Source organism: Singulisphaera rosea, from assembly GCF_054877945.1.
On sequence record NZ_JBTYIP020000003.1, the window covers coordinates 542664 to 564478 of the forward strand.

Consider the following 21815-nt stretch of genomic DNA (forward strand, 5'->3'; position numbering starts at 1 on the left):
CCATGCCCCGATACGTGATCGTCCCGATCGTCGAGAGCTTCGGCGAAGTCAAGGCCGTGCCGATCCTCATCCAACGCTGGCTCCGCCACCGGAATTACCACGGGAACGTGGAGGTGGACATCAAGGGACCTGTCCGGGCTTCAGGCGTCGGAGCCCTCAAAGTCCCGCACGACGAGTCCGACGAGTTGGGGATCGAGCACTACGTCGAGATCGCCTACCTCCGGCGACCCGACATCATCCTCGTGCTCCTGGATGCGGACGAAGAGTGTCCGAAGACTCTGGGGACATCTCTATTGGCCCGGGCGAGGGCGTTGGTCCCCCACGATTACCCGATCGGGGTCGTCGTCGCAAACCGCGAGTACGAGGCGTGGTTCCTCGCCGCCTTCCCCAGCACCCGCTTCCGAGCCGGCCTCAAAGGAGCAGGCTTCGCGCTGACCCGGCAGTCTCTGCCCAAAGGCACAGACGTTGAGAGCATCGCCGATTGTAAGAGTGCCGTGGCCAGGCTCCTTGGCGAAAAGAAGTATTCGCCCACCATCCATCAAACGAAACTAACCGGCCACTTGCCGTTCACGGTGGGGATATCGCAGCGGTCTCGGTCATTCCGAAAGCTGCTCAAGGAGCTCGAGTCCCTCCTGACCCAGGCCCGACAGCGAGGAGAATGAGCACCCACCATGGCCCGTCATTCCGACCGAAGACTCCCAGCATAACGCACAATTTCACACGTTTATATAGTATAAATCATCCGGCGAGGCGTCGACTCGTACGACCACTGACTGGAGCTCGGACCGACGACGAGGAGCACCGAGCCACGACCGCCCGAGCGTCGATGGATCAACCGGATTGGCACACGGATCTCGAAGCGATACACTTGGATAACTCGCTTGTTCCTGATCGGTGCGCCAAGACCGGCCATGCGATCGTCCCGGCCCAATATCCAAGGAAACGTCGATGGGAACGCGATTCATCCCGGCCCTGACCCTGGCCATCGCCGTCGCGGCCTCGGGGACCGCCCGCGCGCAGTTCGGCTATCCCGGCGGATACGGCGGATATGGCTGGGGAGGCTGGGGATCGACGCCCCAAGGGGATATCGCCCGGGGCCTCGGCGCCTTCAACCTCGGCGCGGGGCAGGGCAATCTCCTCGACGCCCAGGCGACGTCGATCAACACCGATACCGTCCTGCGATGGAACCAGGCGGCCTGGGAGTCGCAGCATACGCTCAACGTGTCGAACTACCTCCACCTCAAGCAGCGGCAGGCCGCGGTCAACCGCGCCCAGGCGGCGACCTACGACCGGCTCCGGAATCACCCCGAGATCCGTGACATCCAGGACGGCGACTCGCTCAACGTCATCCTCGACATCCTGACCAATCCCGCGGTCTCCCACTCGTCTTACCGCATGCTGCGGTCACCCTTGAGCCGCGAGGTCATTCAGGACATCCCGTTTGAATACGCGTCGGAGGCGATGACGATCTGCATCGACCAGATCACGGGGAAAGAGTCCTGGCCCCTCGCCTTGCGCGACGACTCCTTCGACGCCGATCGCCAGCGGCTCCAGGACGCGGTCAAGGCGGCCCTCGACGAGGACGAACGCAACGACCTCCGACCGAAAACGATCCGCGCCGTCTCCGACGCGATCTCGGCCCTGCGCAAGCACTTCGAGGCGTCGGTCCCGGCCAACGACCCCACCCACAACGACGGCCGCGACTACCTCAAGTCGCTCGCCGGCCTGACGCGAATGCTCTATAGCCCGAAGGTCGACGAGATCCTGGCCCAGCTCGAGACGTACCAGGGGACGACCGTGAGCGACCTGATCGCCTTCATGCAGGCGTTCAACCTCCGCTTCGCGCCGGCCAAGTCGTTCCGCCAGCGGCAGATCTACACGACCCTCTACACGATCCTAGACAACGCGGTAGACGGGCCCCTCTCGAACGTCTCTCAGAGCGTGGAGCAGTCGGCGAAGAACACCTTCCAGTCCATGGCCAAGGCCGGGAACAACTTCGGGAAGGACGTCGAGAACGACACGAACGCCGCGGTCTCGACCGCGGAGAAGGTCGGCGCGAACGTCGGGAACGACGTCTCCAAGGCGGCGGACAACGCCGTCCAGACCGTCGAGAACGCCGGGAGTTCGTTGAGCTCGGCCGCCTCCGCATTCTTCCGAGGGATGAGCTGGGATCACCTCGAGAGCCCCCCCAAGCCCCAGTGAGAACCTCTCCCGAAACCCGTCGTTTCCTTTCGTAAACGGGTTTCTGTGGGGCGCCACGACGACATCCCGGGAGGGGTTGCCGAAGCCGATCCCATCAGAAACCCGTTATTTAAGAAAATAACGGGTTTCAGGGTCGGCTCCTAGCCTTCGGTAGCCGCGTGGACCGGCCCCGGGCGGGGATTCGACCGGCGGATCGGCAGGTGGATCAGGAAGCGGGTCCCGGAGCCGACGCTGCTCTGGACCTCGATCCGCCCGCCGTGTTCGGCGATGATGCCGTGCGTGAGGCTGAGCCCCAGGCCGGTGCCCCGGCCGACGGGCTTCGTGGTGAAGAACGGGTCGAAGATCTTGGGGAGGACGTCGGCGGGGATCCCGCAGCCATCGTCGGCGATCTCGATCACGACGCCGAGGTCCGAGCGCCGGGTCGCGACCTCGATCCGCCCCGAGGCCCTGCCCGTCGCCTCGATCGCCTGCATCCCGTTCATCAGCAGGTTCAAGAAGACCTGGTTGATGTGCGCGGGGGCACATTCCAGCGGCGGCAGTTCCCCGAAGTTCCGCACGACCGTGATCTGTTGGCGGGCCAGGAGGTCGCCGAGCATCCCGAGTCCCTGGTCGATCGACTCATTGACGTCGATCTCGCCGATCTCGGCACGGTCGAGCCGGGCGAATCCTCGCAAGTTCTGGACGATCTGGGCGACACGCTTCAGCCCTTTCCTCGCCGACTGCGCGATCCCGACGAGATTCTGCTGGAGGTAGGGGAGGTCGACCTGCTCCTCGAGCCCCGCGATCGCCTCGGCGAGCTCGGGGTAGGCCGCCCGGATGGCCTCACTCCCTTCCTGGTAGCGTGCCAGGATCATGAGGAGTGAGCCGAGGTCGCGCTCGAGGACCGCGACGTTGTTCGAGGCATAGGCGAGCGGGTTGTTGATCTCGTGGGCCATGCCCGCGGCGAGCGTCCCGAGAGCGGCGAGCTTCTCGGAGTGGACGAGTTGGCTCTGGGCTTCCTTGAGCTTCTGGTTGGTCTGGCGCAATCGTTCGTTGGCGGAGGTCAACTGCTCGGTCCGCCTCCGCAGCTCCTGCTCGGCGCGGATCCGGTCGGTCACATCCTTGAGGTTGCACCGGAAGTGGTTGACCGCGCCGTCGGGGTCGTAGCGGGCCTGGGTATTGACCCGCATGTAGTGCCACTGCCCCGAGCGGCCCTTGACCCGGAGGACGAAGTCGTGGCGCTCGCCGAGTTCGGCGGCCTGCTGGAATTCGTCCTCGGCCAGGGCCCGGTCGTCTTCGTGGAGCAGCTCGAGGAACGGTTGCCGCCGAAGCTCTTCAACGGTGCGCCCGAGGAACTCTCGGAGCGAGTCGGAGAGGTCGAGCCAGTTCAGAGTCCCGGGCTCGAGCCGGCAGATCATGCCGGCCGACGGGGCGACCCCACGGCCGGGCAAAGGAGCGAGCATCGATCGGCTGAGGGTCTCAGCCCGGTAGGACGGGACCTGCCGGTACTCGCCCGACTCTGCACCGACCTCGAGGTCCAGGGGCAGGACGAATTGCCCGTTGCAGCCGGGGCAACGGACCGGCCTCCCCGCCATCTCTTGGGGGGCCTTCAGCGGCCTGCCGCAGTGGACACACTGGATCGTGACATGCATAAGAGCAGCCTGATCCGCCCCCGGGGACCACTGGGGGCACGATCATTGAGGATGACGCTCGACGATCGCCTCGGATGACGCACGACGGACTTGCCCGAGGGGGTGACGGAGTCCTCGCGGCCGCGAGGATCCCGTGCAGGGCGAGCCTTCTCACCGACGCGTCTTCCCGCCGAAGCCCAACCCCGAACGACACGCCCGGGGTCGTACAGGGTCCGAATCCGGACAGACCCGCCGGATTCAAGGATAGCCGATGCCGAGGAGCATTGTAAATCATCAACCTCGTCCGCGCTTCATTCTCGCATCGTCGGACTTCCCCTAGGCCCACCGTCGCGGTCTCCCCACGAGGTGCTGGCCCACGCCTACCCCCCGAACACGGGCCTCCTCCCACCGATTTCGATCGCCCCGCACACATCTTTATGACGCCAAATCCAGCACCAAGCGACATCCATGCGGAATTCCGCGATCAATTCATACGTGGATACCCCTGGCGCAAAATACTCCTACGGGGGACTCCGGCCTTGAACCACGGGCGACGACTCGGCCAGAATCCGATGCGTCGTCCGAGTTCGGAACCGACCAACCATCGAGCGTACACCCCGTGTCCGGGCCCCTCGACGGAGGGATCGCGACGCGGGCGGAAGGCGCCACGCGACGAAGGAGACGGCTCCCGCGAGCCGAGAGAAGTTTTCATGAGCTCAATCTTTATGGATCGTCGATTCTCGGTCCTCGCGTTGCTGTCGGCCCTGATCGGGACCGGGCCGCGGACGACCGGTGCAGGGGAGGCCCCTGGCGTGATCACGTCCGAGTTCCTCTACGCGGATGGACTCATCCCGTCTTGCCACGCCTCGACGATCGCCGAGTCGAAGGGGGGCCTCGTCGCCGCCTGGTTCGGCGGCACGGACGAAGGCATCGCCGACGTCGGCATCTGGGTCTCGAGGAAGGATGGGGAGCACTGGTCGAGGCCCGTCGAGGTGGTAAACGGCAAGGAAGGCTCGGGCCGGCGTTATCCCTGCTGGAACCCGGTCCTGGCGTCACTTTCGGAGGACCGCCTGCTCCTCTACTACAAGGTGGGCCCATCTCCCAGGGATTGGTGGGGGATGCAGATCGTCTCGGCCGACGGCGGCAAGACCTGGGGGAAGCCGGAGCTCCTGCCCGAGGGGATCCTCGGACCCATCAAAAACAAGCTCGTCCGGCTCGCCGACGGGACCTTGCTCTCCCCCTCGAGCACCGAAGACCACGGCTTCCGCGTCCACCTCGAGCGGTCGAGCGACGGCGGAGCCACCTGGTCGAAGACCAAGCCCCTGAACGACGGCCACAAGTTCGACGCGATCCAGCCGACGGTCCTCACCTACGGCCCAGGTTCCATCCAGATCCTCTGCCGGACCGACCAGAAGCGGATCTTCGAGTCGTGGTCCTCCGACGCGGGCCTGACCTGGACCCCCTTGCAGGCGACCTCCCTCCCGAACCCGGACAGCGGGATCGACGCGGTCACGCTCAAAGACGGCCGGGCGCTCTTGATCTACAACCACACGCCCCGGGCACGCTCGCCGCTGAACGTCGCCGTCTCCAAGGACGGCAAGGCCTGGCAAGCCGGCCCCGTGCTCGAGACCGAGCCGGGCGAGTATTCGTATCCCGCCGTGATCCAGTCGGCCGACGGCCTCGTCCACATCACCTACACGTGGAAACGCAAGCGGATCAAGCACGTCGTCATCGATCCCACCAAGATCGAGCTGCGAGACCTGCCCCCTTCCGCGAACTGAGCCGGACGTCCCGAATGGGGCCGGAGCCACCGAAACCTCAACCGAGCGCCGATGAGACGGCGACCTCGGCCCGGTTTTGACGGCGGATGTCGGCACCGATATGATCCCGAGGAGTCCGGGTCCCGTCGGCGGTTGCGAGGCCGAGGGCGGGACCGGTCCTAACCCCGGGAGCCGACGATGCGACTTGCACTTCCCCCGTTCTTCCTGGCGTTCGCCCTGGCCGCGACCTTCGCGCCTCCGGGCTTCGGCGACGAGCCGCCAAGCTTCACCCGGACCGAAGATGTGATCTACGGCCGGAAATTCGGCACGGCGCTGACCTTCGACGTGCTGACCCCGAAGAAGGGGGCCAATGGTGCGGCCGTGATCTGGGTCATCAGCGGCGGCTGGTTCTCGTCGCACGACTCGATCAATCCCGCCTTCGTCGCCGACATCCTCGACCGAGGGTACACGGTCTTCGCCGTCGTCCACGGCTCTCAGCCGAGGTTCACGATCCCCGAAGTGCTCGACGATATGAACCGGGCGGTCCGTTTCATCCGTTCGCATGCGTCGGAGTACCACATCGACCCCGACCGCATCGGCATCATGGGCGCGTCGGCGGGCGGGCACTTGTCGCTGATGCAGGGGACGGCGGGCGCCCTCGGCAACCCGGTCGCCAAGGACCCGATCGACCGGCTCTCGAGCCGGGTGCAGGCGGTCGCCTGCTTCTTCCCGCCGACCGACTTCCTCAACTACGGCAAGCCCGGCGAGGACGCCATCGGCCGAGGGATCCTCGCCGCCTTCCACGCGCCCTTCGACTTCCAGGAGTTCGACAACGCGACGAAAGCGTTCGTCTCGATCAAGGACGAAGGGAAAATCGTGGCGCTCGGCCGCCAGATCTCGCCGATCACCCACGTCACCCCCGACGATCCGCCGACCCTGATCATCCACGGCGACGCCGACAAGCTCGTCCCGATCCAGCAGGCCGAGACGATCGTGGACAAACTGAAGACGGCCGGGGTCGAGGCGAAACTCGTCGTCAAGCCGGGCGCCGCGCACGGCTGGCCCGACATTCTCAAGGACGTGAAGACCCTGGGCGACTGGTTCGACGCCCACCTGACGGCCGCCAAGAAATGATCGCTCGAACTCTCGGGGCCGGCACCGCGCCGGCCTCGAAGAGGTTTCCCCGGCCTTGATCCCACCCCCATTTCTTTCGACCGCCAATTCGGCGCCGGTCCTTGTTACGACCCGCCTCGGGCGCTACGATTCGAGTAGCCCGTCGCAATGCGCCGGGCACTCCGAAGCATCGAGAGGATGGCTGATCCTCGCGTTCGGGGCCGTCGGCTCGAGCCCGACACTCGCGAGGCCTCACGCATCCACTGGTGCGAGCCCGTTTGACGAATCGCTCGAGGTCGGGGCAGTCCGAATCCCGGACCCGTTCGCCCGGCTCGAGGCGTTAAAGACCTCACCTCGAGCACGAGACGAAGCCTGGGCATCAACGCCGCCGGTTCGTCTCAAGCACGAAGCCGGGGCGAGCCGACGAAAGCGATAGGCTGTCGACTCGAGGCGAGGGAGGGCACCGGGGGCTTTCGACCCTCGACCGAGCATCGGCCCCACCCAGGTCTCGGAGACGGCATCGTCGCCCGTATCCCACGAACCCGTTCAACTATCAGCTCGTAGACATAGAAGGGATCTTCACGGTTTCGCCGCCACCCCGGTGCGAGGGGGGGCGGGATAGGGCCCGGCGTCGTCCCGGGGCCTTCGACGGCCCCGCGCGCCCCGCCCATCGAGATCCCCGACGACCCTCGACCGGGTCGTGATCGACAAGATGCGACGAAGGCGAGGCGCCCACGATGCATATCTTGAACCTTCGCGACCCGATCAGCGCCTGGAGCCATGCCATCTGGCTGGCCGCGACCCTCCCCGGGGCCTGGATCCTCTGGAACCGGGCGGCCGGGGACCGAGCCCGACAAATCATCCTGCTCGCGTACGTGCTCTGCCTGGCCTCGTGCGCGTCGGCAAGCGCCCTCTACCATGGCGTTACCTTGCCCGGGGACCAGCTCTCGCTCCTCCTACGGCTCGATCATATCGGGATCTACCTACTGATCGCGGGGACCTACACGCCCATCGCATGGGTGTTGCTGAAGGGCCGTTGGAGGCAAGGTACCCTTGCCGCGGTCTGGTTCGTCGCCGCGGTCGGCATCGGTCTCAACGTCTTCCTCGGACACCTCCCCCGCAGCCTTGAAACGACGCTCTACTTGTTGATGGGTTGGGGGGCGGTCTTCTGTTACCTCGAGCTCTCGAAGACCTTCCCGAGCCGAGCCATTCGCCCGATCCCGCTCGGCGGGGTCATCTACAGCGTCGGCGTCGTCTTTCATGTCCTCCAGTGGCCGGTCCTCTGGCCGGGAGTCTTCGAGGGACACGAGGTGTTCCATTTCCTGGTCGTCGCCGCGAGCGCGACCCACTTCCGCTTCATGCTCGAGGTGGTGGCACCATGGGGACTCGACCTCAGCCCCATCTCCCCAGCCCTCGCCCGACGCTCTCTTCTCGCCGACCCTCCCCAAGTCCCGGACGGCCCCCACGCCAGGCCCGAGGTGGTCGCGATCCGGCGATGATCCACGGTCGACGCAGATGAACGCAGATTCAGACAAAAATCACTTGAAAACATGCGTTCATCTGCGTCATCTGTGGATAGGCTTTCTTGATTTCCCTGTGATTCGTCCGTGTTCAATCCGTGGCTAAAATCCACAACAGCCTGACGAAGAGGGTCAGCCGGCCTGCGACGCCGCGACGGGCCTCGGCTCGACGGGGGGCGAGGCGAGCGGGCTCGTCTTGTCGAGCCGCCGCTTCATGAGCCAGTGGCCGCACGGGACCAGGACCGGGCGGACGAGCAAAGCGTCGACGGTGATGCCGACCACGAGTGCGAATCCTAGCTGCCGGATCGACGAGAGCGGGCTCAGCATGAACGACGCGAAGCTGCACGCGGTGATCGCGGCGGCCGAGGTGATCAGGCCGCCGGTCTTCGAGATCGACCGCACGATCCCCTTGCGGAGGCCGAGGCGTTGGGTCTCGTGCTGGAGCCGGGTCATCAGGAAGACGTTGTAGTCGACGCCGACCGCCACCAGGAGGACGAAGAGGAAGTAGGGCACTTTCCAGTCGAGCCCTTCGTCCCCAAGTAATGTCACGAACACCGCGTGCGTGATCCCGAGGGCGAAGGCGTACGTCAGGAGCATCGTGGCGACGAGGTTCGTGCAAGCCCACGGGTCGCGGAGCGCCAGCAGGAGGATCAAGAAGACCCCGGCCGGGACGATCAACCAGGTCTGGCGCTGGTCCGAACGGGTCAATGTACGAATGTCGACAGATTCGGCGTTGGCGCCGGCGATTCCGGCGCTGACATGGAGCCAGGGGGATTCGCCGAGCGACTCGCCGAGGCGGCGGCGGAGCGTGAGGACCTGGTCCATCGCCGCCTCCGAGTTCATCCGCTCGGCCGGGATCACGTCGATCCGCGCGAGCTTACCGTCCTTCGAGATGTAGGAGTCGAAGCTCTTGCGGAGGTCGGGGTGCTCGCGGACCGTCTCGGGGGTAATCAGGAGCCGGTCGAGCGAGTGGCGGCCGACCGGGTCGGCGAGGATCGCCGAGACCTCGTGGAGGGCCCGGCTGGCCCCCGACGCGATCTGCCCGGCCCCTTCCGCCGCGTGGGCGAGGTCCCGGATCATCGCCTGCTTCGGGTCACCGCCGTCTGTGCTGCTGGTCGCCCCCGCGCCGGCCTCGGCGGCCTTCGACGCGACGCTGTCGAGCCGGTTGCGCGTGCCGATCATCGCCGAGTTCGTCCAGCGAACCACCGAAGTCAGTGGATTCGAGGACGTCGCGGGAGGCGACTCGACTTTCGGCGGCCCCTTCGGGGCAAACAGGCTGCCGGGCAAGGTCTGCCCCATCATCGACTCGAAGAGCGCCCCCAGCCGGACCTTGCGCACGCCCTCCGTCAGGCCGTCGCGGAGCTGCGCGGCCCCGTCGGACATCCGTTTGAATCCGTCGTTCACCACCGTCAGCCTCGAGCTGAGCCGGGCGGGGTCGAGCAGCGCGGTGCTCCCCAACGGCTGGGTCGCGGAACGGACCTCGACGAGCCTGCGGTTCTGGCTCAGGAGCCGGCTCGCGTCGTCGATCAGGGCGAGGCCCGTGGAGTCGCGGAAGTTCCCCTTTTCCGTCGGCTGGACCGAGACCACCACCGTGAGCGGCGCGAGGAAGCCCGTGCCGAACCGCGAGGCCACCTGCCGCAAGGTCTGGACCGACTTCGTGCTCGCAGGCATCTCGGTGAAGAGGTCCTGGATGTACTCGGTCTGGAGCCCGAGGACGGCGGCGGGGGCCAGGAACAGGAGCGTCGCCACCCAGGTCAGGAGCGGCCGCTTCAACACCCGCTTCCCGAGCAACGCCCAGAGGCCCGACGACCCCGCGGTCAAGCCGCTGAAGGACTGCGGCCGGGCCTTCGCGAGGAGCACGAGCAGCGCGGGCGTGAGCGTCAACGTCGCCGTCAAGGTCAGCGCGAGGCCGATGGCCACGCTCGGCCCGGTGCTCGAGAAGAGCTTGAACTCGGTCGTCCCCATCAACGAGAGCCCGGCGATCACGGTCCCGGCGCTGGTAAGGAGCGCGGCGGTCGAACTGCGAAGGGTCTGGCCCATCGCCTCGGCGGGGTCGTCCTTGTTCCAGTTCTCGCCGTACCGCCAGGCCAGGAAGAGGCAGAAGTCGGTCCCGCTGCCGAACAGCACCACGATCAGGAACAGCTCGACCAGCGGCGAGACCTCCCAGCCGACCGTCGCCAGCCAGGCGAGCACGCCGCGGACGATGACCAGACTGACGCCGATCGTGATCAGCGGGACCATCGCCAGCGGGAGCGACCGATAGACGACCAGGAGCACGATGAGGAGCAGGATGACCGTCGCCACCGCCGCGCGGTCGAGCGAGGCCTGGACGTCGTCCATGTAGTCGCCGCCGATGACGGCGTCGCCGGTCCAGGAGACCTGGAGGCCCGAGGGACGGGAGCCGTCGAGTTCCTTCGCCTTCCGCTCGAGCCAGTCGACGGCATCATGGGCATTCGGGCTGACGAACGAGACCGAGAGCGGGACCGCCACGAGCTCGGTCGTGCCGTCGTGACTGACCAGTCGGCCGGCGACGTCGGGGTCGGAATGCCGTCCGAGGACCCGCAGGACCGATCGAGGCCGACCAGAGGCCTCGAATTGCCGGGCGAGTCGATCGGCATAGGCACTGTCCTCTTTCGTCAACTTCGTCGGACGATGCAACACTGCGACGGCCATCGATTCGTAAGACTGCTCGGGCCACGTCTTAGCGATCAGCGCGGCCATCCGCGAGCTCTCCGCCTTCTTCGGGAGGAGATTCGCCTGCCCGTCGGCGGCGAGCTTCGTCAGGTCAGGCGCCGCCAACGCGACCACCACCGCCACCAGTAACCACCCGGAGACGACCCAACCCGGCCGCCGGATCACGACCCGACTCAAGTGCTCTAAACGCATGGACGGCTCCCTCCCTCGTCGAACTCCCTCGGACCCTGTCGCTCGACATCCCTTCCCAGTTCACACCGAGACCGGCCCCGAAAACCCACGGGCCCCCGATCATGTCCAGGCAAAGGCTATGTCAACAAGGAGCCGCCCCCGACGAACTCCACCGATCTCTCCAGCCCCTGTCCACCTGAACCAAGGGCCGGTACGCGAGCCCTGTCGGTCCCTCGCGCGAGAGGGTCCGGCCCCCATCGCAGCAAAACGTGTTCCACTCGGTCTCGGTTGCAGGATCCGGGGAGGGGGGTCCGGGAAGATTGGTTTCGGCAAGGAGACTTCGAATCCGGGTGCGGTCGATCAACCATTCATTCGACCGGAGACCCCACCTCTCTCGACAGAAAGCCGTGCCAGGTTCACGACTTATCGTGAAGATCACCGGACCGACTCGTCGACACGAGCGCTCCGGGCTCAGAGTTGGGCCGGATTCTCACCGACTGCGATGATGCTGCAAGCCTGTATCACGTCCAATCCCAGAGACTCGGCACGAGCAATGAGCTCCGGCGATTCCGACCCGGGATTCAACCAGACCTCGCCCACCCCCTTACGGACCGCCTGCTCGAGGACATTGATCCCGACGGATGGCGGGACATAGAGAGTCACCCGGTCGAGGTGGTCCACCGGGAGGGCATCGAGGCTCGGGTAGCTTTTAAGTCCCTCGATGACTTCCGCTTTCGGGTTGATCGGGTAAACGTCGAAACCCGCGTTGAGGAAGGCCCGCACAGCCTTGTTTCCGTACTTGTCGCGGTCAGTGCTGGCACCGACCACCGCAACGCGGGGTCCTCGATGTCCCGACAGCAAGACGATCCGGCTCCGTGCCGCCCTCACCAACTCCTCAACCTCGGGCAAGTCACCTAGGGAAACGAGGCGTGAGAGGATCCCATCCAGGTCCTCGGCAATACCCTCGAGAACCTGCGTCCGATCACCGTCCATGTGCAGTCTCCCCACCCCATAGGCATGACGACCCAAGACTCACACCGCAGCCCGGACCTCGGGACAAGGCCCTCCTCACCCACCACTTTAGACGTTCAGCCTCCAGATCGCGAAATTCAACGCCGAGGCGAAGGCCACCCAGGCGAGATACGGAACCAACAAGGCCGCCGCAACGCCACTGATGCGCCGGAACGCCCACGCGGTCGCCAGGATCGCGAACCAGAGCAAGACGATCTCAGCGAAAGCCAAGCCTGGCTGGCGTTCCGCGAAGAAGATCCCCGACCAGGCGAGGTTCAGGAGCAATTGGAGTCCAAACAACCCGAGCGCCCCCCCGACCGCGGCCGAGGCCCGGCGACGCCAGACCAGCCAGGCCGAGACCGCCATGGCGGCATAGAGCATCGACCAGACAGGCCCGAAGACCCAGTTCGGTGGCGTCCAGTCCGGCTTCCTGAGCGCCGGATACCACTGCTCCAATCCCTGACTCGTCCAAAGCCCACCCAACCCCGCGACGGCAAAGCACAACGCCAGGGCTGCGGCCAGCGCCGCGACCTCGCGAGAGACACACCGGAACCGATCGAACCCCGAGGCTGTCGTCCCGATCGCCATCAGTGTACACTCCATCACAAGCACAATACGACTCACAACGCCCGACCCGATAGCTCCGAAAAGAGATCGCGAAGATCTCATCAAGGATACAACCACAACATCATGCTTCGCGATTTCGTCGCGAGGCCTATCCCAGACGACACGAAAGTTCGGCTAGTCGCTGTCCAACCGCGCGACATCCCCGGCATGCGACGACTCGGGCATGAGGAATTGCACCTGACGCTCCACTTCCTCGGCGAGCTGGACCGAAGATCAATCGAATCGCTACAGTCCGCGCTGGCAGCGGTCGAGGCGGATGTTTTCGCGATCGACATCCGGGGAGTCGGGACATTCCCCCGCGACGCAGAACCCCAGGTGATGTGGGCCGGTGTGGAGAGCTGCTCGGAGTTAACCTCGCTCCATCTTTCGGTGGGGATGGCGCTCACCAAGGCCATCGGCTTTCGACCCGAAGGACGTCCCTACAGGCCACATGTGACCCTGGCACGCTTCAACACCCCCATTCCTTCGGGCACCTTGGATCGCCATATCGGCACCAAACAGGCATTCATTGGTCATCAAATCTATTGAAATCGATTGTTTCAATCGATACTCGAGCCATTTTATCAACAACATCCCCGAATATCGACGAGTGGCAGAATTCCTGTTCACTGCCCCCCGAGGACCCTCCTTCGACTGCGTCGGTTGGGGGGGGCGGCTCATGAAATCGCCGAGGCGAACAACTGCTCGGGATCCTGATGATAGTATTCCTTGAGCTCCTCGTAGAGTTCCGGATGCTTCCTCTTGAGTTGCGCCGGCTTCTCGAAGAAGCACTCAGTCGCGACGGCGAAGAACTCGGCCGGATTGGTGGCACCGTAGGTGTCGAGGACGGTCTTGCGGTGCCGCTGGCTGTCCTGGCGGAGTTGCTCGTACTCGGCACTCAGGACGCGGGCCCAGGCGACGTACTGGCTCCGTCGCTCGAGGATGGGGGCGCCGTCGGCGGCGCCGTCTTCCTGGTCGAGTTGGTGCGCGAACTCGTGCAGGACGACGTTCTGCCCGTCACGAGCGTCGGCCGCCCCGCGGCGGACATCGTCCCAGGAGAGGACGACGACCCCGTCCTGCCAGGCTTCGCCCAGCCTCCCTTGTATCCCCTCGATCACGAACCCGCCACCGATCGGCTCGACCCCCTTGGCCTCATAGGCGCTGGGATAAACAAGGATCGTGATCAAACGGCGATAGTCGTCGGTCTCGCGGTGCAAGAGCAGGAGGCACGCCTGTGCGGCGATAGTGACCCTAACCTCGTCGGTCAGCTCGAGCCCTCCGCACCCCTCGAATTGCTTCTCCCCGAGGAAGACCTGGATGTGCCCCTGGAGCTCGCGACGGTCGGCCTCGCCGAGCCTCTGGTAAAGGGGCACGTTCTTCTCGATGATCTCAACCCATGCGGTCGGGAACGGGGTCGCTCGCAACCGCTCCCGCCGCCGACGCTTGAAGAACCCGAACATTCGCGTCTCCTCGACCCAGGAGCAATCCCGTTTTCATCCACCCCGGTTTCGGGCAAGACCCACGAGGCAAACCCAAGGACCTCGTCACTCTCGACATTCTCTGCACGGATCATGCCCAGGCGCCAAGAATAGCCCCGGATCAGTAGAGGCGACTCGTCGGATAATAGCGGCGGATGACCGTGGCCCGAAGCTTCATCAGCAGGATCAAGTTTGCGAGCTTGATCCAGAGGAGCCAGGACGTCAGGGCATAGGCCTCGAGGTAGTCGGTCATCCCGAACGCGAAAAAGGCCAGGGCATACCACACCTCGAGCGAGGAGTGGCGCCTGGCCCCATACCGAACGAACACAAGGACCCCGAAGACCAACCAGGCGGTTCCCTCGAACAGGTTGAAGAGGTGGTAGGGCGACTCGACCCAAGGGTCGGCCCCCGGGCGGAATCGCCACCACGTCCGAAACAGCAGGAGGTCCAGCCAACCGGGCATCGAGACGACCCCGAGCGGATTTCAAGCTCAGGATTCGGGAATCAATCCTTCTTCGGCTCTTCAGCCTTCTTCGGTTCCTCAGTCTTCTTGGCTTCGTCAGACTTCTTCTGCTCCTCGGCTTTCTTGGCCTCCTCGGCCTTTTTGGCTTCCTCAGCCTTCTTCTCCTCGGCCTTCTTGGCTTCGTCGGCCTTCTTCTTCTCTTCGGCCTTCTTGGCCTCCTCCGCCTTCTTGGCTTCGGCGGCCTTCTTCTCTTCCTCGGCCTTCTTGGCCTCGGCGGCCTTCTTAGCTTCCTCAACCTTTCGCGCCTCGTCATCGATGATCTTGATGGCGAGGTCGACCTTGGCCTTGGGCATCTCGTCCTTGAGCTTCAGGGCGACGGGGTTGGTAACCTTGGTGCCGAGGATGAAGACGAGGTGGAGGTTGGGGAACTCCTTGAGCTGCTCGGCGCCAGCGTCACCGACCTGGGTGCCGACGAGGCTGAGGATCTCGAGGTTCTTGAGGCCCTTGAGATGGGCGAGCCCGGCGTCGGTGACCTTGGTGTCGACGAGGTAGAGCTTGCGGAGCTCGGTGAGGCCCTTGAGGTGCTCGAGGCCGGCGTCGGTGATCGGTGTGCCGACGAGCGAGAGGCGGCTGAGCTTGCCAAGCTTTTCGAGGTGAGCGAGGTCGGCGTCGGAGACCTTGGTGATGGCGAGGCTGACGTTGGTCACCGGCTTGCCGGGAGCTTTGTCGTCGCGGTCGACCTTCCCGCCGAGCTTCTGGATCGCGGCGACGGCCTTGTCCTGGTCTTCGGCCTCATCGGCCCGGGCGGCCAGGTTGGCCGAGGCGAACGTCGCGGCGAGCAGGAACGCCAGGCCGGCGGGGGACAGGAGCCGGGCCATCATGCTTCGAGGACTCATCGTTCTCTCCCTTTCGAAACTGGAGAACTCAAGGCCGTCACCGGGGCATCACCTCCGATCGACCCCGGCGGGCGACGGCGCGGACGATACTCACGATCATGGCCGCGAGGCCCCCCGACAATCCAGAAGTTTCTTGACCGATCCGCCGCCTCAACGCTGGACATCCCCGCTCGATCGTGGTCAGGTTGGACGACTTCCGCCGACGTCGGGCGGGGTCGCCGGTGAACCGTCGAGGTGCTTCCCCCATGCAGCGCATCCCCCGTGAGCAGGCCCGGAAATTCGCATTCGATTGGAGAGACGAACCGCTCCTGAAGGTCGGCCGGGGCGAGGTCTTCGAGGTCGAAACTTTCGACGCAAGCAACGGCTACTTCCGCACCGCCGAAGACAAGGCCATCCCGGCGCTCCGGCCGGGCTTCGACCGCAGCCCGGCCCTCGTCAACCCGATCGCGGGTCCGATCCTGGTCGAAGGCGCGGAGCGAGGCGATACCCTGGTCGTCAGCGTCGAGCAGATCGTCGTCGACGACTACTCGTGGACGGCCATCGGCCCCCGCCGAGGCCCCCTGGGAGAGTCGACGCGCTGGCCCGAGCTCTCGACCGACTACACGACGATGATCTTCCCCCACCACCCCGGACCGAGCGGCACCACCGTCGACGGCACCCTCCAGTTCAACGAACGCCTCTCCTGGCCGATCACCCCGTTCATCGGCACCATCGGCGTCGCCCCCGACCGCGAGGTCACGACCAGTAACGACGGCCAGGGTGACTGGGGAGGCAACGTCGACATCCGCGACGTCGCCCCCGGGAACAAGATCTACCTCCCCATCTACCACCCCGGCGCCCGGTTCTACCTCGGCGACGTCCACGCCAGCCAGGGGGACACCGAGTTCATCGGCACCGCCGCCGAGACCAAGTCCACCGTCCGACTGAGCCTCGACCTGATCAAGGGCAAGCGCTTCCCCTGGATGCGCATCGAGAAGCCCGACGCGATCATCGCCCTCTTCGCCTCGAGGCCCCTCGAGACCGCCGTCGAGACCGCTACCATCTCCCTCATGGAATGGCTCGTCGACGAACACGGCTTCCGCCAGACCGAAGCCTACGCCCTCGTCGCCACCTGCCCCGACTTCCGCATCAACGTCTATCAGATGTGTAAACTCGGCAAGCTCAGCTACGTCGCCGGGGCAGAGATCCCGAAGCGGTATCTCCCTTCGTGATCCGCCAGTAGCCGGCCTCGGCCCATGCTACAAAATCGGTGTTAAAGATCTGTACCTGGGTGCCACGGGTTCCGTCTTCGGACCCCGTGCGGACCTGGCCCGGCCCAACGCTTCGATCCTCGGAGAAAGCGACAATAGACGGTCGGAAGCCCCGAATCGACGAACGATGAGTGCGAGTCCGATGACGCCGGCCGAGCCTGGCCCGCACGGGGTCCGAAAGACGAAACCCGTGGCACCCACGACCTCTGCCATAGCACCGAGATCGCTCCATGAGCCGCCGACTACTTTCTGGTTAGGTCCGTTGCCTTCGCGTAAAATCAAGGCGCATGGTGGCTTTTCGAGCCGTTTGCGAGGCCCTTGTTGATACACATCATTTGCGAGGGAGTGAAAACCGAGCTTCGATATTTCAAACGGTGACACCGCGACACGAGTTTGGCCTGAATCTCGAGGTCTCCCTTGCCCGTCCTCTTCGCCCTGACGCTCGGCCTTGGCGCTTTCTTGCTGTTCTCGGTCGAGCCGATGATCGCGAAGATGGTCTTGCCCCTATTGGGGGGCTCGCCGGCGGTCTGGACGACGTGCATGTTGTTCTTCCAGATGACGTTGCTGGCGGGGTACGCCTACGCGCACGGGAGTGTGGCCTGGCTGGGGGAACGTCGGCAGAGGATCGTGCAAGCGGTCCTGGTCGTGTGGCCGATGGCGGCCTTGCCGATCGCGTCGTTCGAGGCCCTCGAGGCCACCGCACCACGGGAAGGGAGCCCCACGCGTTGGCTGCTCGTGGCGCTCCTGACCTCGGCGGGATTGCCGTTCTTCGTCGTCTCGACGACCGCCCCGACACTCCAGAGTTGGTTCGCGAAGACGGGGCACCGCTCGGCCCGGGATCCGTACTTCCTGTATGGGGCCAGCAACCTCGGCAGCATGGCGGCCTTGATCGCGTACCCATTCGTGATCGAACCGCTGTTCACCATGACCGAGCAACGCCGACTTTGGTCCGTAGGGTACGGGTTCCTCGCGGCTTTGACGATCGCCTGCGCACTGGCGGCCCGGAGCGCAGCCGACCTCGATGAGTCGGGATCGGGAGCCAAAGCCTCGGGGCGCGTCGAGCTGGGGCGTTGGCTCGGCTGGGCCTGGTTGGCCTTCGTGCCCTCGAGCTTGATGCTGGGGGTGACGACTTATCTTTCGACCGACATCGCGCCGGTGCCGCTGCTCTGGGTCGTCCCCCTGGCCCTGTACCTCGGGTCGTTCGTCCTGGTCTTCGCGAGCAGGACGGTCGTGCCCCATTCGGCGATGGTCCGTACCCTGCCGATCCTGGTGATGGTGCTCGCGTTCATCCTCGGCATGGGGTTCGTACAGCCGTTTTGCATCCCGATCCACCTTGCGACGTTCTTCGTGGCGGCGATGGTCTGCCACGGAGAGCTGGCAAGGCGGCGGCCGGACGTGTCGAGGCTCACCTCGTTCTACCTCGCGATCGCCGTGGGCGGCGCACTCGGGGGGATGTTCAACGCCCTGGTCGCGCCGGTCGTGTTCGACCGGCTCGCCGAATACCCGCTGATGGTAATCCTCGCCTGCCTGACCCTGCCCGGCGCATCGGCCAGCATGAGGTCGCGCTCGAAGCTCGTGGGTGACGTCGCGTTCCCCGCCATCGTCTTCGTCTTGTCGGCCGCGGCGATCCTGGATGTGGGAGGTTGGTCCAACTCGGTGATGTGGAATCTCGCGGTCGTGCTCGACTCCGGGCTCGTGTGCCTGGCGTGCTGGACGCACCGGAAGCGGCCGGTCCGGTTCGCGCTGACGACCGGAGCGATCCTCTTTGCGAGCGGCCTAACGGCCGGGTTGAACGGTAGGGTCTTGCGGCAGGAGCGGAATTTCTTCGGCGTGTTGCAGGTGACCTTTGAACCTGCAAGCAACAGCCACCGCCTCTTTCACGGCCGGACACTCCACGGCCAGCAGAGCCTCGACCCGGCCCGTCGCGACCAGCCGCTGTCTTACTTCCGCCGGGGGGGGCCGATCGGCCAGGTCTTCGAGCGGTACTCGGCGCATCCGGCATCGCCGAACGTTGCGATCGTCGGCCTCGGCGCAGGGACGCTCGCCTCGTATGCCCGGCCGGGCCAACGTTGGACATTCTACGAGATCGACCCGGCGATCGCCCGGGTCGCGTCCGATCTTCGCTATTTCACATTTTTGAAAGACAGTCATGCCGAATCGATCGCCGTCGTGCTCGGCGATGCCCGGCTCCGACTCCGCGAGGCCCCCGACGGGACCTTTGGGCTGATCGTCCTCGACGCGTTCAGCGCCGACGCCGTGCCGATGCACCTGCTCACCCGCGAGGCCCTGCGCCTCTACCGATCGAAGCTCGCGCCCGGCGGGATCCTGGTCTTCCAGATCACCAACCGTTACGTCGACCTCGACCCCGTGCTCGGGGCCCTGGCACGCGATGCGGGCTTCGCCTGTCGGGTCAGCTACGACCTGGCACTCAGTCGCGATCAGCGCAGGAGCGGCGAACAGAGCTCGATCTGGGGCGTGATGACCGGGCGCGAGGCCGACCTGGGGCCGCTTGCAAGCGACCCGAAGTGGCGGGTCCCCAGGCGAGACGACTCGGCCGTCTGGAGGGACGACTTCTCGGACCTCGCCCGCCACCTCCTGCTCTTACCGAGGTGACCGGACCCAATCTCCTCCAATCGGAATAACCGGACGAGGATCCGGACCTCTGTCAGCATCCTCGCTGGAATCAACGTCTCGGCGAGGTATCATCGAACTAAACGGGACAGACGGTCACCGCTTCGACGAGAAACGGGCTCACATGAAATCCGGAAACGATTGGGAGTCGAACCTCGTCAGATTGCTGAAAGACATGAGCGGGCGTGCGTTCGAGCGCGCATCCCTCCCGGCCTGGGATGCCAAGTGGCATACGCTCTCAGCCGAAGCTCGCCAGAGCTACTTGAAAGAGGCCAAGGTCCCTTCGGCCCCGCAGCGTCACTTCAACATTCGAAGCGACCCCACCCTCGAGAGGGGAGGCGTGCCCCCCGAAAAGTATCCTCCCGAGGCATTGAAGTCGCTCGTCGCCGCCGGATTTCTGGAATCCCGGAAGATCGCCGTTTCCAAGAAGCTCACCGAGCGGACCTTCGTCCCGATGAATGTTCGTGACTTCTTGATCCGGATTCGTTCCCTCGAGCGGGATCACCTCCTCAGCCCCGGCCCGCCCAAGTCGGTCATCTCCTACACCAACCTGACATTCGACCGAGGCCACCTGACCCGGACGCTCCTCAACGTCTTGAAGACGTCGCAGGTCGCCGACCTTTACCTCTCGCCCGATAAGGTGATCTCGCAGTACGTCACGAGCTCCCATTGGCCGGAGTGGGTCCTCAACACCCTGGGGATCCCGCTCGCCGGGAAAGTGCTGGAGACCCTGAAGGCGTCCCAGGCCCCCATCCCGATCACCGAACTTGCCACCAGGGTCGGGCAGGGAACCTCGGAGCAAGTCCGCCAGGTCCTCGACGTCCTGATCGGCCACCTGGCCGTCTTCGAGGATCTCCAGGCGGAAACGCGAGATATTGTGGTGGGGCTTCTCCCCGTCGTCCACGAACGCCTCTCACAGGCCTCCAACCCTCAACGCAGGCCGCCCCTGTCGGCCTGCAAATCGCCCCGAGAAGAAGGCCCAGACGGGAGCCCGTGGCTCGACGACCTGCGTTCGTTCCTCCTCGAACTGGCGACCCAGCCGCCCCGCCTCCGACAGGACGGAGAACTCTTCCAGAAGGAAGTCGACCGGTTCGACACGATTTTCGACCCTCGCCCCGACTGGTTGACCGACGCCTTGGAATGGCACGAGGAAGGTCGCTTGGACCAGGCCCGTCTCCTGGCCTTCCGACTCGGGCTGGTTGCGACGGTAATCGAGGAGAAGCAGGTGTGGCTCCAGCTCTCGCCCCAGGGAAAGGAATGGCTGGGAGCGAACGTGGGGGCGCTTTATCGACGGCTATACGAAGGCTATAACAAGATCCAGTCGGGTTACGGCTATCACGATTCCGACCCATACGACGACGACCTATACGACGACGACGATTTCGACAACAACAGCTCGTTTTATTACTATGACTCAGGCGAAGGTGATAGCGGGTTTTACGGATTCAACTTTTCGAGTCGACGGATCACCCGGACAGCGAAAGGCGTCGTCGCAAGACGCAAGGTCGGGGAGCTCAAGACCCAGATCAAGGATCTCCGCGACGCGATCCATTCCGCATTCTCGGCCTTGAAATTGGGGACGTTCTACCCGATCGAGAACGTCGTAGAACACCTCGTCTTCGAACAGAACAACCCGTTACTCCTGGGTCTCGAGCCCAGGCAAGTCTCCGTCCAGGTGAGGAGCCGGCAGATCCCTTCCTTGATGGATTTCCTCGAGACGGCGGGACGAGAGGCCCTCAAGACGTTTATCCGTGAGAGGTTGATCCCCCTGGGCTGCGTCCAAACGGCGATCGACGAGGCGGGCCGGCTCTGCATCGCCCGGCTTCCCCGGCTCGACGCCTACTTCGGACAGGAGGTCTCCGAGGACAAGCTCGTGGGCAAGCCGGCGGGCCAGGCACGCGTGGTCGTGCAGCCCGACTTCAGCATCATCATCATCGGCCTGGACCCGGCCCCGGCCGCCGAGCTGGCACCGTTCTGCGAGCGGACGACCCGAGGGACCGGCCAGGGGGCGTTGATCCTGAAGCTGACCCGCGAGTCGGTCATCAAGGCGGTCGCGCTCGGGCTCAAGCCCCCAGACATCCTCGCCAGGCTCAAGCGGCACGCCTCGACCGGTGTCCCCGCCAACGTGCAACGGGAGGTCGAGGAGTGGAGCCAGTGGACCCGCGAGGTCACCGCCTCGACCCTGACCGTGTTCCGTTGCCCCGACTCGACCACCGCCGATCGCCTCATGTCCGCCCTGAAACGCCACGCCGAACGATTGAACGACACCATCGTCGCCACCCAGGAAACCATCACCGGCACCCTCCGGACCAAGCTCCAGGATCAGGGGCTCCTCGTCGTGAAGGGAGAAGGGGTCAAGGAAACCAAGAAATCCGCGACCACCAAGAAGAAATCACGTCGACGCTACTAA

General features: G+C 65.0%; 16 protein-coding genes. 9 read left to right on the forward strand and 7 right to left on the reverse strand.

Annotation, left to right across the window (positions count from 1 at the left end; all coding sequences use genetic code 11):
- Positions 1–2 precede the first annotated feature (2 nt).
- Complete coding sequence (locus tag ACYOEI_RS08420) at positions 3–662, forward strand: hypothetical protein (protein WP_462848954.1); 660 nt, start codon at positions 3–5, stop codon at positions 660–662.
- Between the two features lie 286 nt (positions 663–948).
- A complete protein-coding gene (locus ACYOEI_RS08425) occupies positions 949–2202 on the forward strand; it encodes a hypothetical protein (protein ID WP_462848955.1) in 1254 nt (417 codons plus the stop codon).
- 140 nt (positions 2203–2342) lie between these two features.
- On the opposite strand, the gene ACYOEI_RS08430 is transcribed toward ACYOEI_RS08425, so the two are convergent.
- Positions 2343–3833, reverse strand: a complete 1491-nt coding sequence (locus tag ACYOEI_RS08430) for a sensor histidine kinase (protein WP_462848956.1) — start codon at positions 3831–3833, stop codon at positions 2343–2345.
- A 689-nt stretch (positions 3834–4522) separates the two neighbouring features.
- Between ACYOEI_RS08430 and ACYOEI_RS08435 the strand changes: the two genes are divergently transcribed.
- The 3 genes from ACYOEI_RS08435 (at position 4523) to trhA (ending at position 8184) form a co-directional block, all read left to right on the forward strand.
- The gene (locus tag ACYOEI_RS08435; RefSeq protein WP_462848957.1) at positions 4523–5593 is read left to right on the forward strand and encodes a sialidase family protein; all 1071 of its coding nucleotides are present in this window, start codon (positions 4523–4525) and stop codon (positions 5591–5593) included.
- Between the two features lie 177 nt (positions 5594–5770).
- Entirely contained in the window at positions 5771–6706 is a 936-nt protein-coding gene (locus tag ACYOEI_RS08440; RefSeq protein ID WP_462848958.1) for a prolyl oligopeptidase family serine peptidase, read from the forward strand.
- Between the two features lie 716 nt (positions 6707–7422).
- Entirely contained in the window at positions 7423–8184 is a 762-nt protein-coding gene (gene trhA, locus ACYOEI_RS08445; protein WP_462848959.1) for a PAQR family membrane homeostasis protein TrhA, read from the forward strand.
- A gap of 153 nt (positions 8185–8337) precedes the next feature.
- Here trhA and ACYOEI_RS08450 read toward each other — a convergent pair whose 3' ends face one another.
- From ACYOEI_RS08450 to ACYOEI_RS08460, 3 genes are all read right to left on the reverse strand, one after another.
- Positions 8338–11091: an MMPL family transporter gene (locus tag ACYOEI_RS08450; protein ID WP_462848960.1), complete on the reverse strand. Its 2754-nt coding sequence runs from the start codon at positions 11089–11091 to the stop codon at positions 8338–8340.
- Positions 11092–11541: 450 nt separating this feature from the next.
- Entirely contained in the window at positions 11542–12063 is a 522-nt protein-coding gene (locus ACYOEI_RS08455) for a CoA-binding protein (protein ID WP_462848961.1), read from the reverse strand.
- Positions 12064–12150: 87 nt separating this feature from the next.
- Positions 12151–12669 carry a TspO/MBR family protein gene (locus tag ACYOEI_RS08460; RefSeq protein ID WP_462848962.1) on the reverse strand — a complete coding sequence of 173 codons (519 nt, stop codon included), beginning with the start codon at positions 12667–12669 and terminating at the stop codon, positions 12151–12153.
- Between the two features lie 102 nt (positions 12670–12771).
- Here ACYOEI_RS08460 and thpR point away from each other — a divergent pair, with 102 nt between their 5' ends.
- Positions 12772–13236 carry an RNA 2',3'-cyclic phosphodiesterase gene (thpR, locus tag ACYOEI_RS08465; RefSeq protein ID WP_462848963.1) on the forward strand — a complete coding sequence of 155 codons (465 nt, stop codon included), beginning with the start codon at positions 12772–12774 and terminating at the stop codon, positions 13234–13236.
- A 128-nt stretch (positions 13237–13364) separates the two neighbouring features.
- Here the strand turns inward: thpR and ACYOEI_RS08470 are convergent, their stop codons facing one another.
- The 3 genes from ACYOEI_RS08470 to ACYOEI_RS08480 form a co-directional block, all read right to left on the reverse strand.
- Positions 13365–14147, reverse strand: a complete 783-nt coding sequence (locus ACYOEI_RS08470; RefSeq protein WP_462848964.1) for a M90 family metallopeptidase — start codon at positions 14145–14147, stop codon at positions 13365–13367.
- Between the two features lie 139 nt (positions 14148–14286).
- Positions 14287–14628, reverse strand: a complete 342-nt coding sequence (locus ACYOEI_RS08475; RefSeq protein ID WP_462848966.1) for a hypothetical protein — start codon at positions 14626–14628, stop codon at positions 14287–14289.
- Positions 14629–14669: 41 nt separating this feature from the next.
- A complete protein-coding gene (locus ACYOEI_RS08480; RefSeq protein ID WP_462848967.1) occupies positions 14670–15524 on the reverse strand; it encodes a leucine-rich repeat domain-containing protein in 855 nt (284 codons plus the stop codon).
- A gap of 245 nt (positions 15525–15769) precedes the next feature.
- Between ACYOEI_RS08480 and ACYOEI_RS08485 the strand changes: the two genes are divergently transcribed.
- From ACYOEI_RS08485 to ACYOEI_RS08495, 3 genes are all read left to right on the forward strand, one after another.
- Entirely contained in the window at positions 15770–16735 is a 966-nt protein-coding gene (locus ACYOEI_RS08485) for an acetamidase/formamidase family protein (RefSeq protein WP_462848968.1), read from the forward strand.
- A gap of 456 nt (positions 16736–17191) precedes the next feature.
- Entirely contained in the window at positions 17192–19387 is a 2196-nt protein-coding gene (locus tag ACYOEI_RS08490; protein ID WP_462848969.1) for a spermidine synthase, read from the forward strand.
- A gap of 142 nt (positions 19388–19529) precedes the next feature.
- Complete coding sequence (locus ACYOEI_RS08495) at positions 19530–21815, forward strand: helicase-associated domain-containing protein (protein ID WP_462848970.1); 2286 nt, start codon at positions 19530–19532, stop codon at positions 21813–21815.

Bases quoted from the DNA above. Each gene is read 5' to 3' on its own strand.
- ACYOEI_RS08455 (WP_462848961.1), bottom strand. From the start codon at position 12,063: ATGGACGGTGATCGGACGCAGGTTCTCGAGGGTATTGCCGAGGACCTG.
- ACYOEI_RS08440 (WP_462848958.1), top strand. From the start codon at position 5,771: ATGCGACTTGCACTTCCCCCGTTCTTCCTGGCGTTCGCCCTGGCCGCG.
- ACYOEI_RS08460 (WP_462848962.1), bottom strand. From the start codon at position 12,669: ATGGCGATCGGGACGACAGCCTCGGGGTTCGATCGGTTCCGGTGTGTC.
- ACYOEI_RS08495 (WP_462848970.1), top strand. From the start codon at position 19,530: ATGAAATCCGGAAACGATTGGGAGTCGAACCTCGTCAGATTGCTGAAA.
- ACYOEI_RS08420 (WP_462848954.1), top strand. From the start codon at position 3: ATGCCCCGATACGTGATCGTCCCGATCGTCGAGAGCTTCGGCGAAGTC.
- ACYOEI_RS08425 (WP_462848955.1), top strand. From the start codon at position 949: ATGGGAACGCGATTCATCCCGGCCCTGACCCTGGCCATCGCCGTCGCG.
- ACYOEI_RS08475 (WP_462848966.1), bottom strand. From the start codon at position 14,628: ATGCCCGGTTGGCTGGACCTCCTGCTGTTTCGGACGTGGTGGCGATTC.
- ACYOEI_RS08485 (WP_462848968.1), top strand. From the start codon at position 15,770: ATGCAGCGCATCCCCCGTGAGCAGGCCCGGAAATTCGCATTCGATTGG.
- ACYOEI_RS08480 (WP_462848967.1), bottom strand. From the start codon at position 15,524: ATGAGTCCTCGAAGCATGATGGCCCGGCTCCTGTCCCCCGCCGGCCTG.
- ACYOEI_RS08435 (WP_462848957.1), top strand. From the start codon at position 4,523: ATGAGCTCAATCTTTATGGATCGTCGATTCTCGGTCCTCGCGTTGCTG.
- ACYOEI_RS08470 (WP_462848964.1), bottom strand. From the start codon at position 14,147: ATGTTCGGGTTCTTCAAGCGTCGGCGGCGGGAGCGGTTGCGAGCGACC.
- thpR (WP_462848963.1), top strand. From the start codon at position 12,772: ATGCTTCGCGATTTCGTCGCGAGGCCTATCCCAGACGACACGAAAGTT.
- ACYOEI_RS08450 (WP_462848960.1), bottom strand. From the start codon at position 11,091: ATGCGTTTAGAGCACTTGAGTCGGGTCGTGATCCGGCGGCCGGGTTGG.
- trhA (WP_462848959.1), top strand. From the start codon at position 7,423: ATGCATATCTTGAACCTTCGCGACCCGATCAGCGCCTGGAGCCATGCC.
- ACYOEI_RS08430 (WP_462848956.1), bottom strand. From the start codon at position 3,833: ATGCATGTCACGATCCAGTGTGTCCACTGCGGCAGGCCGCTGAAGGCC.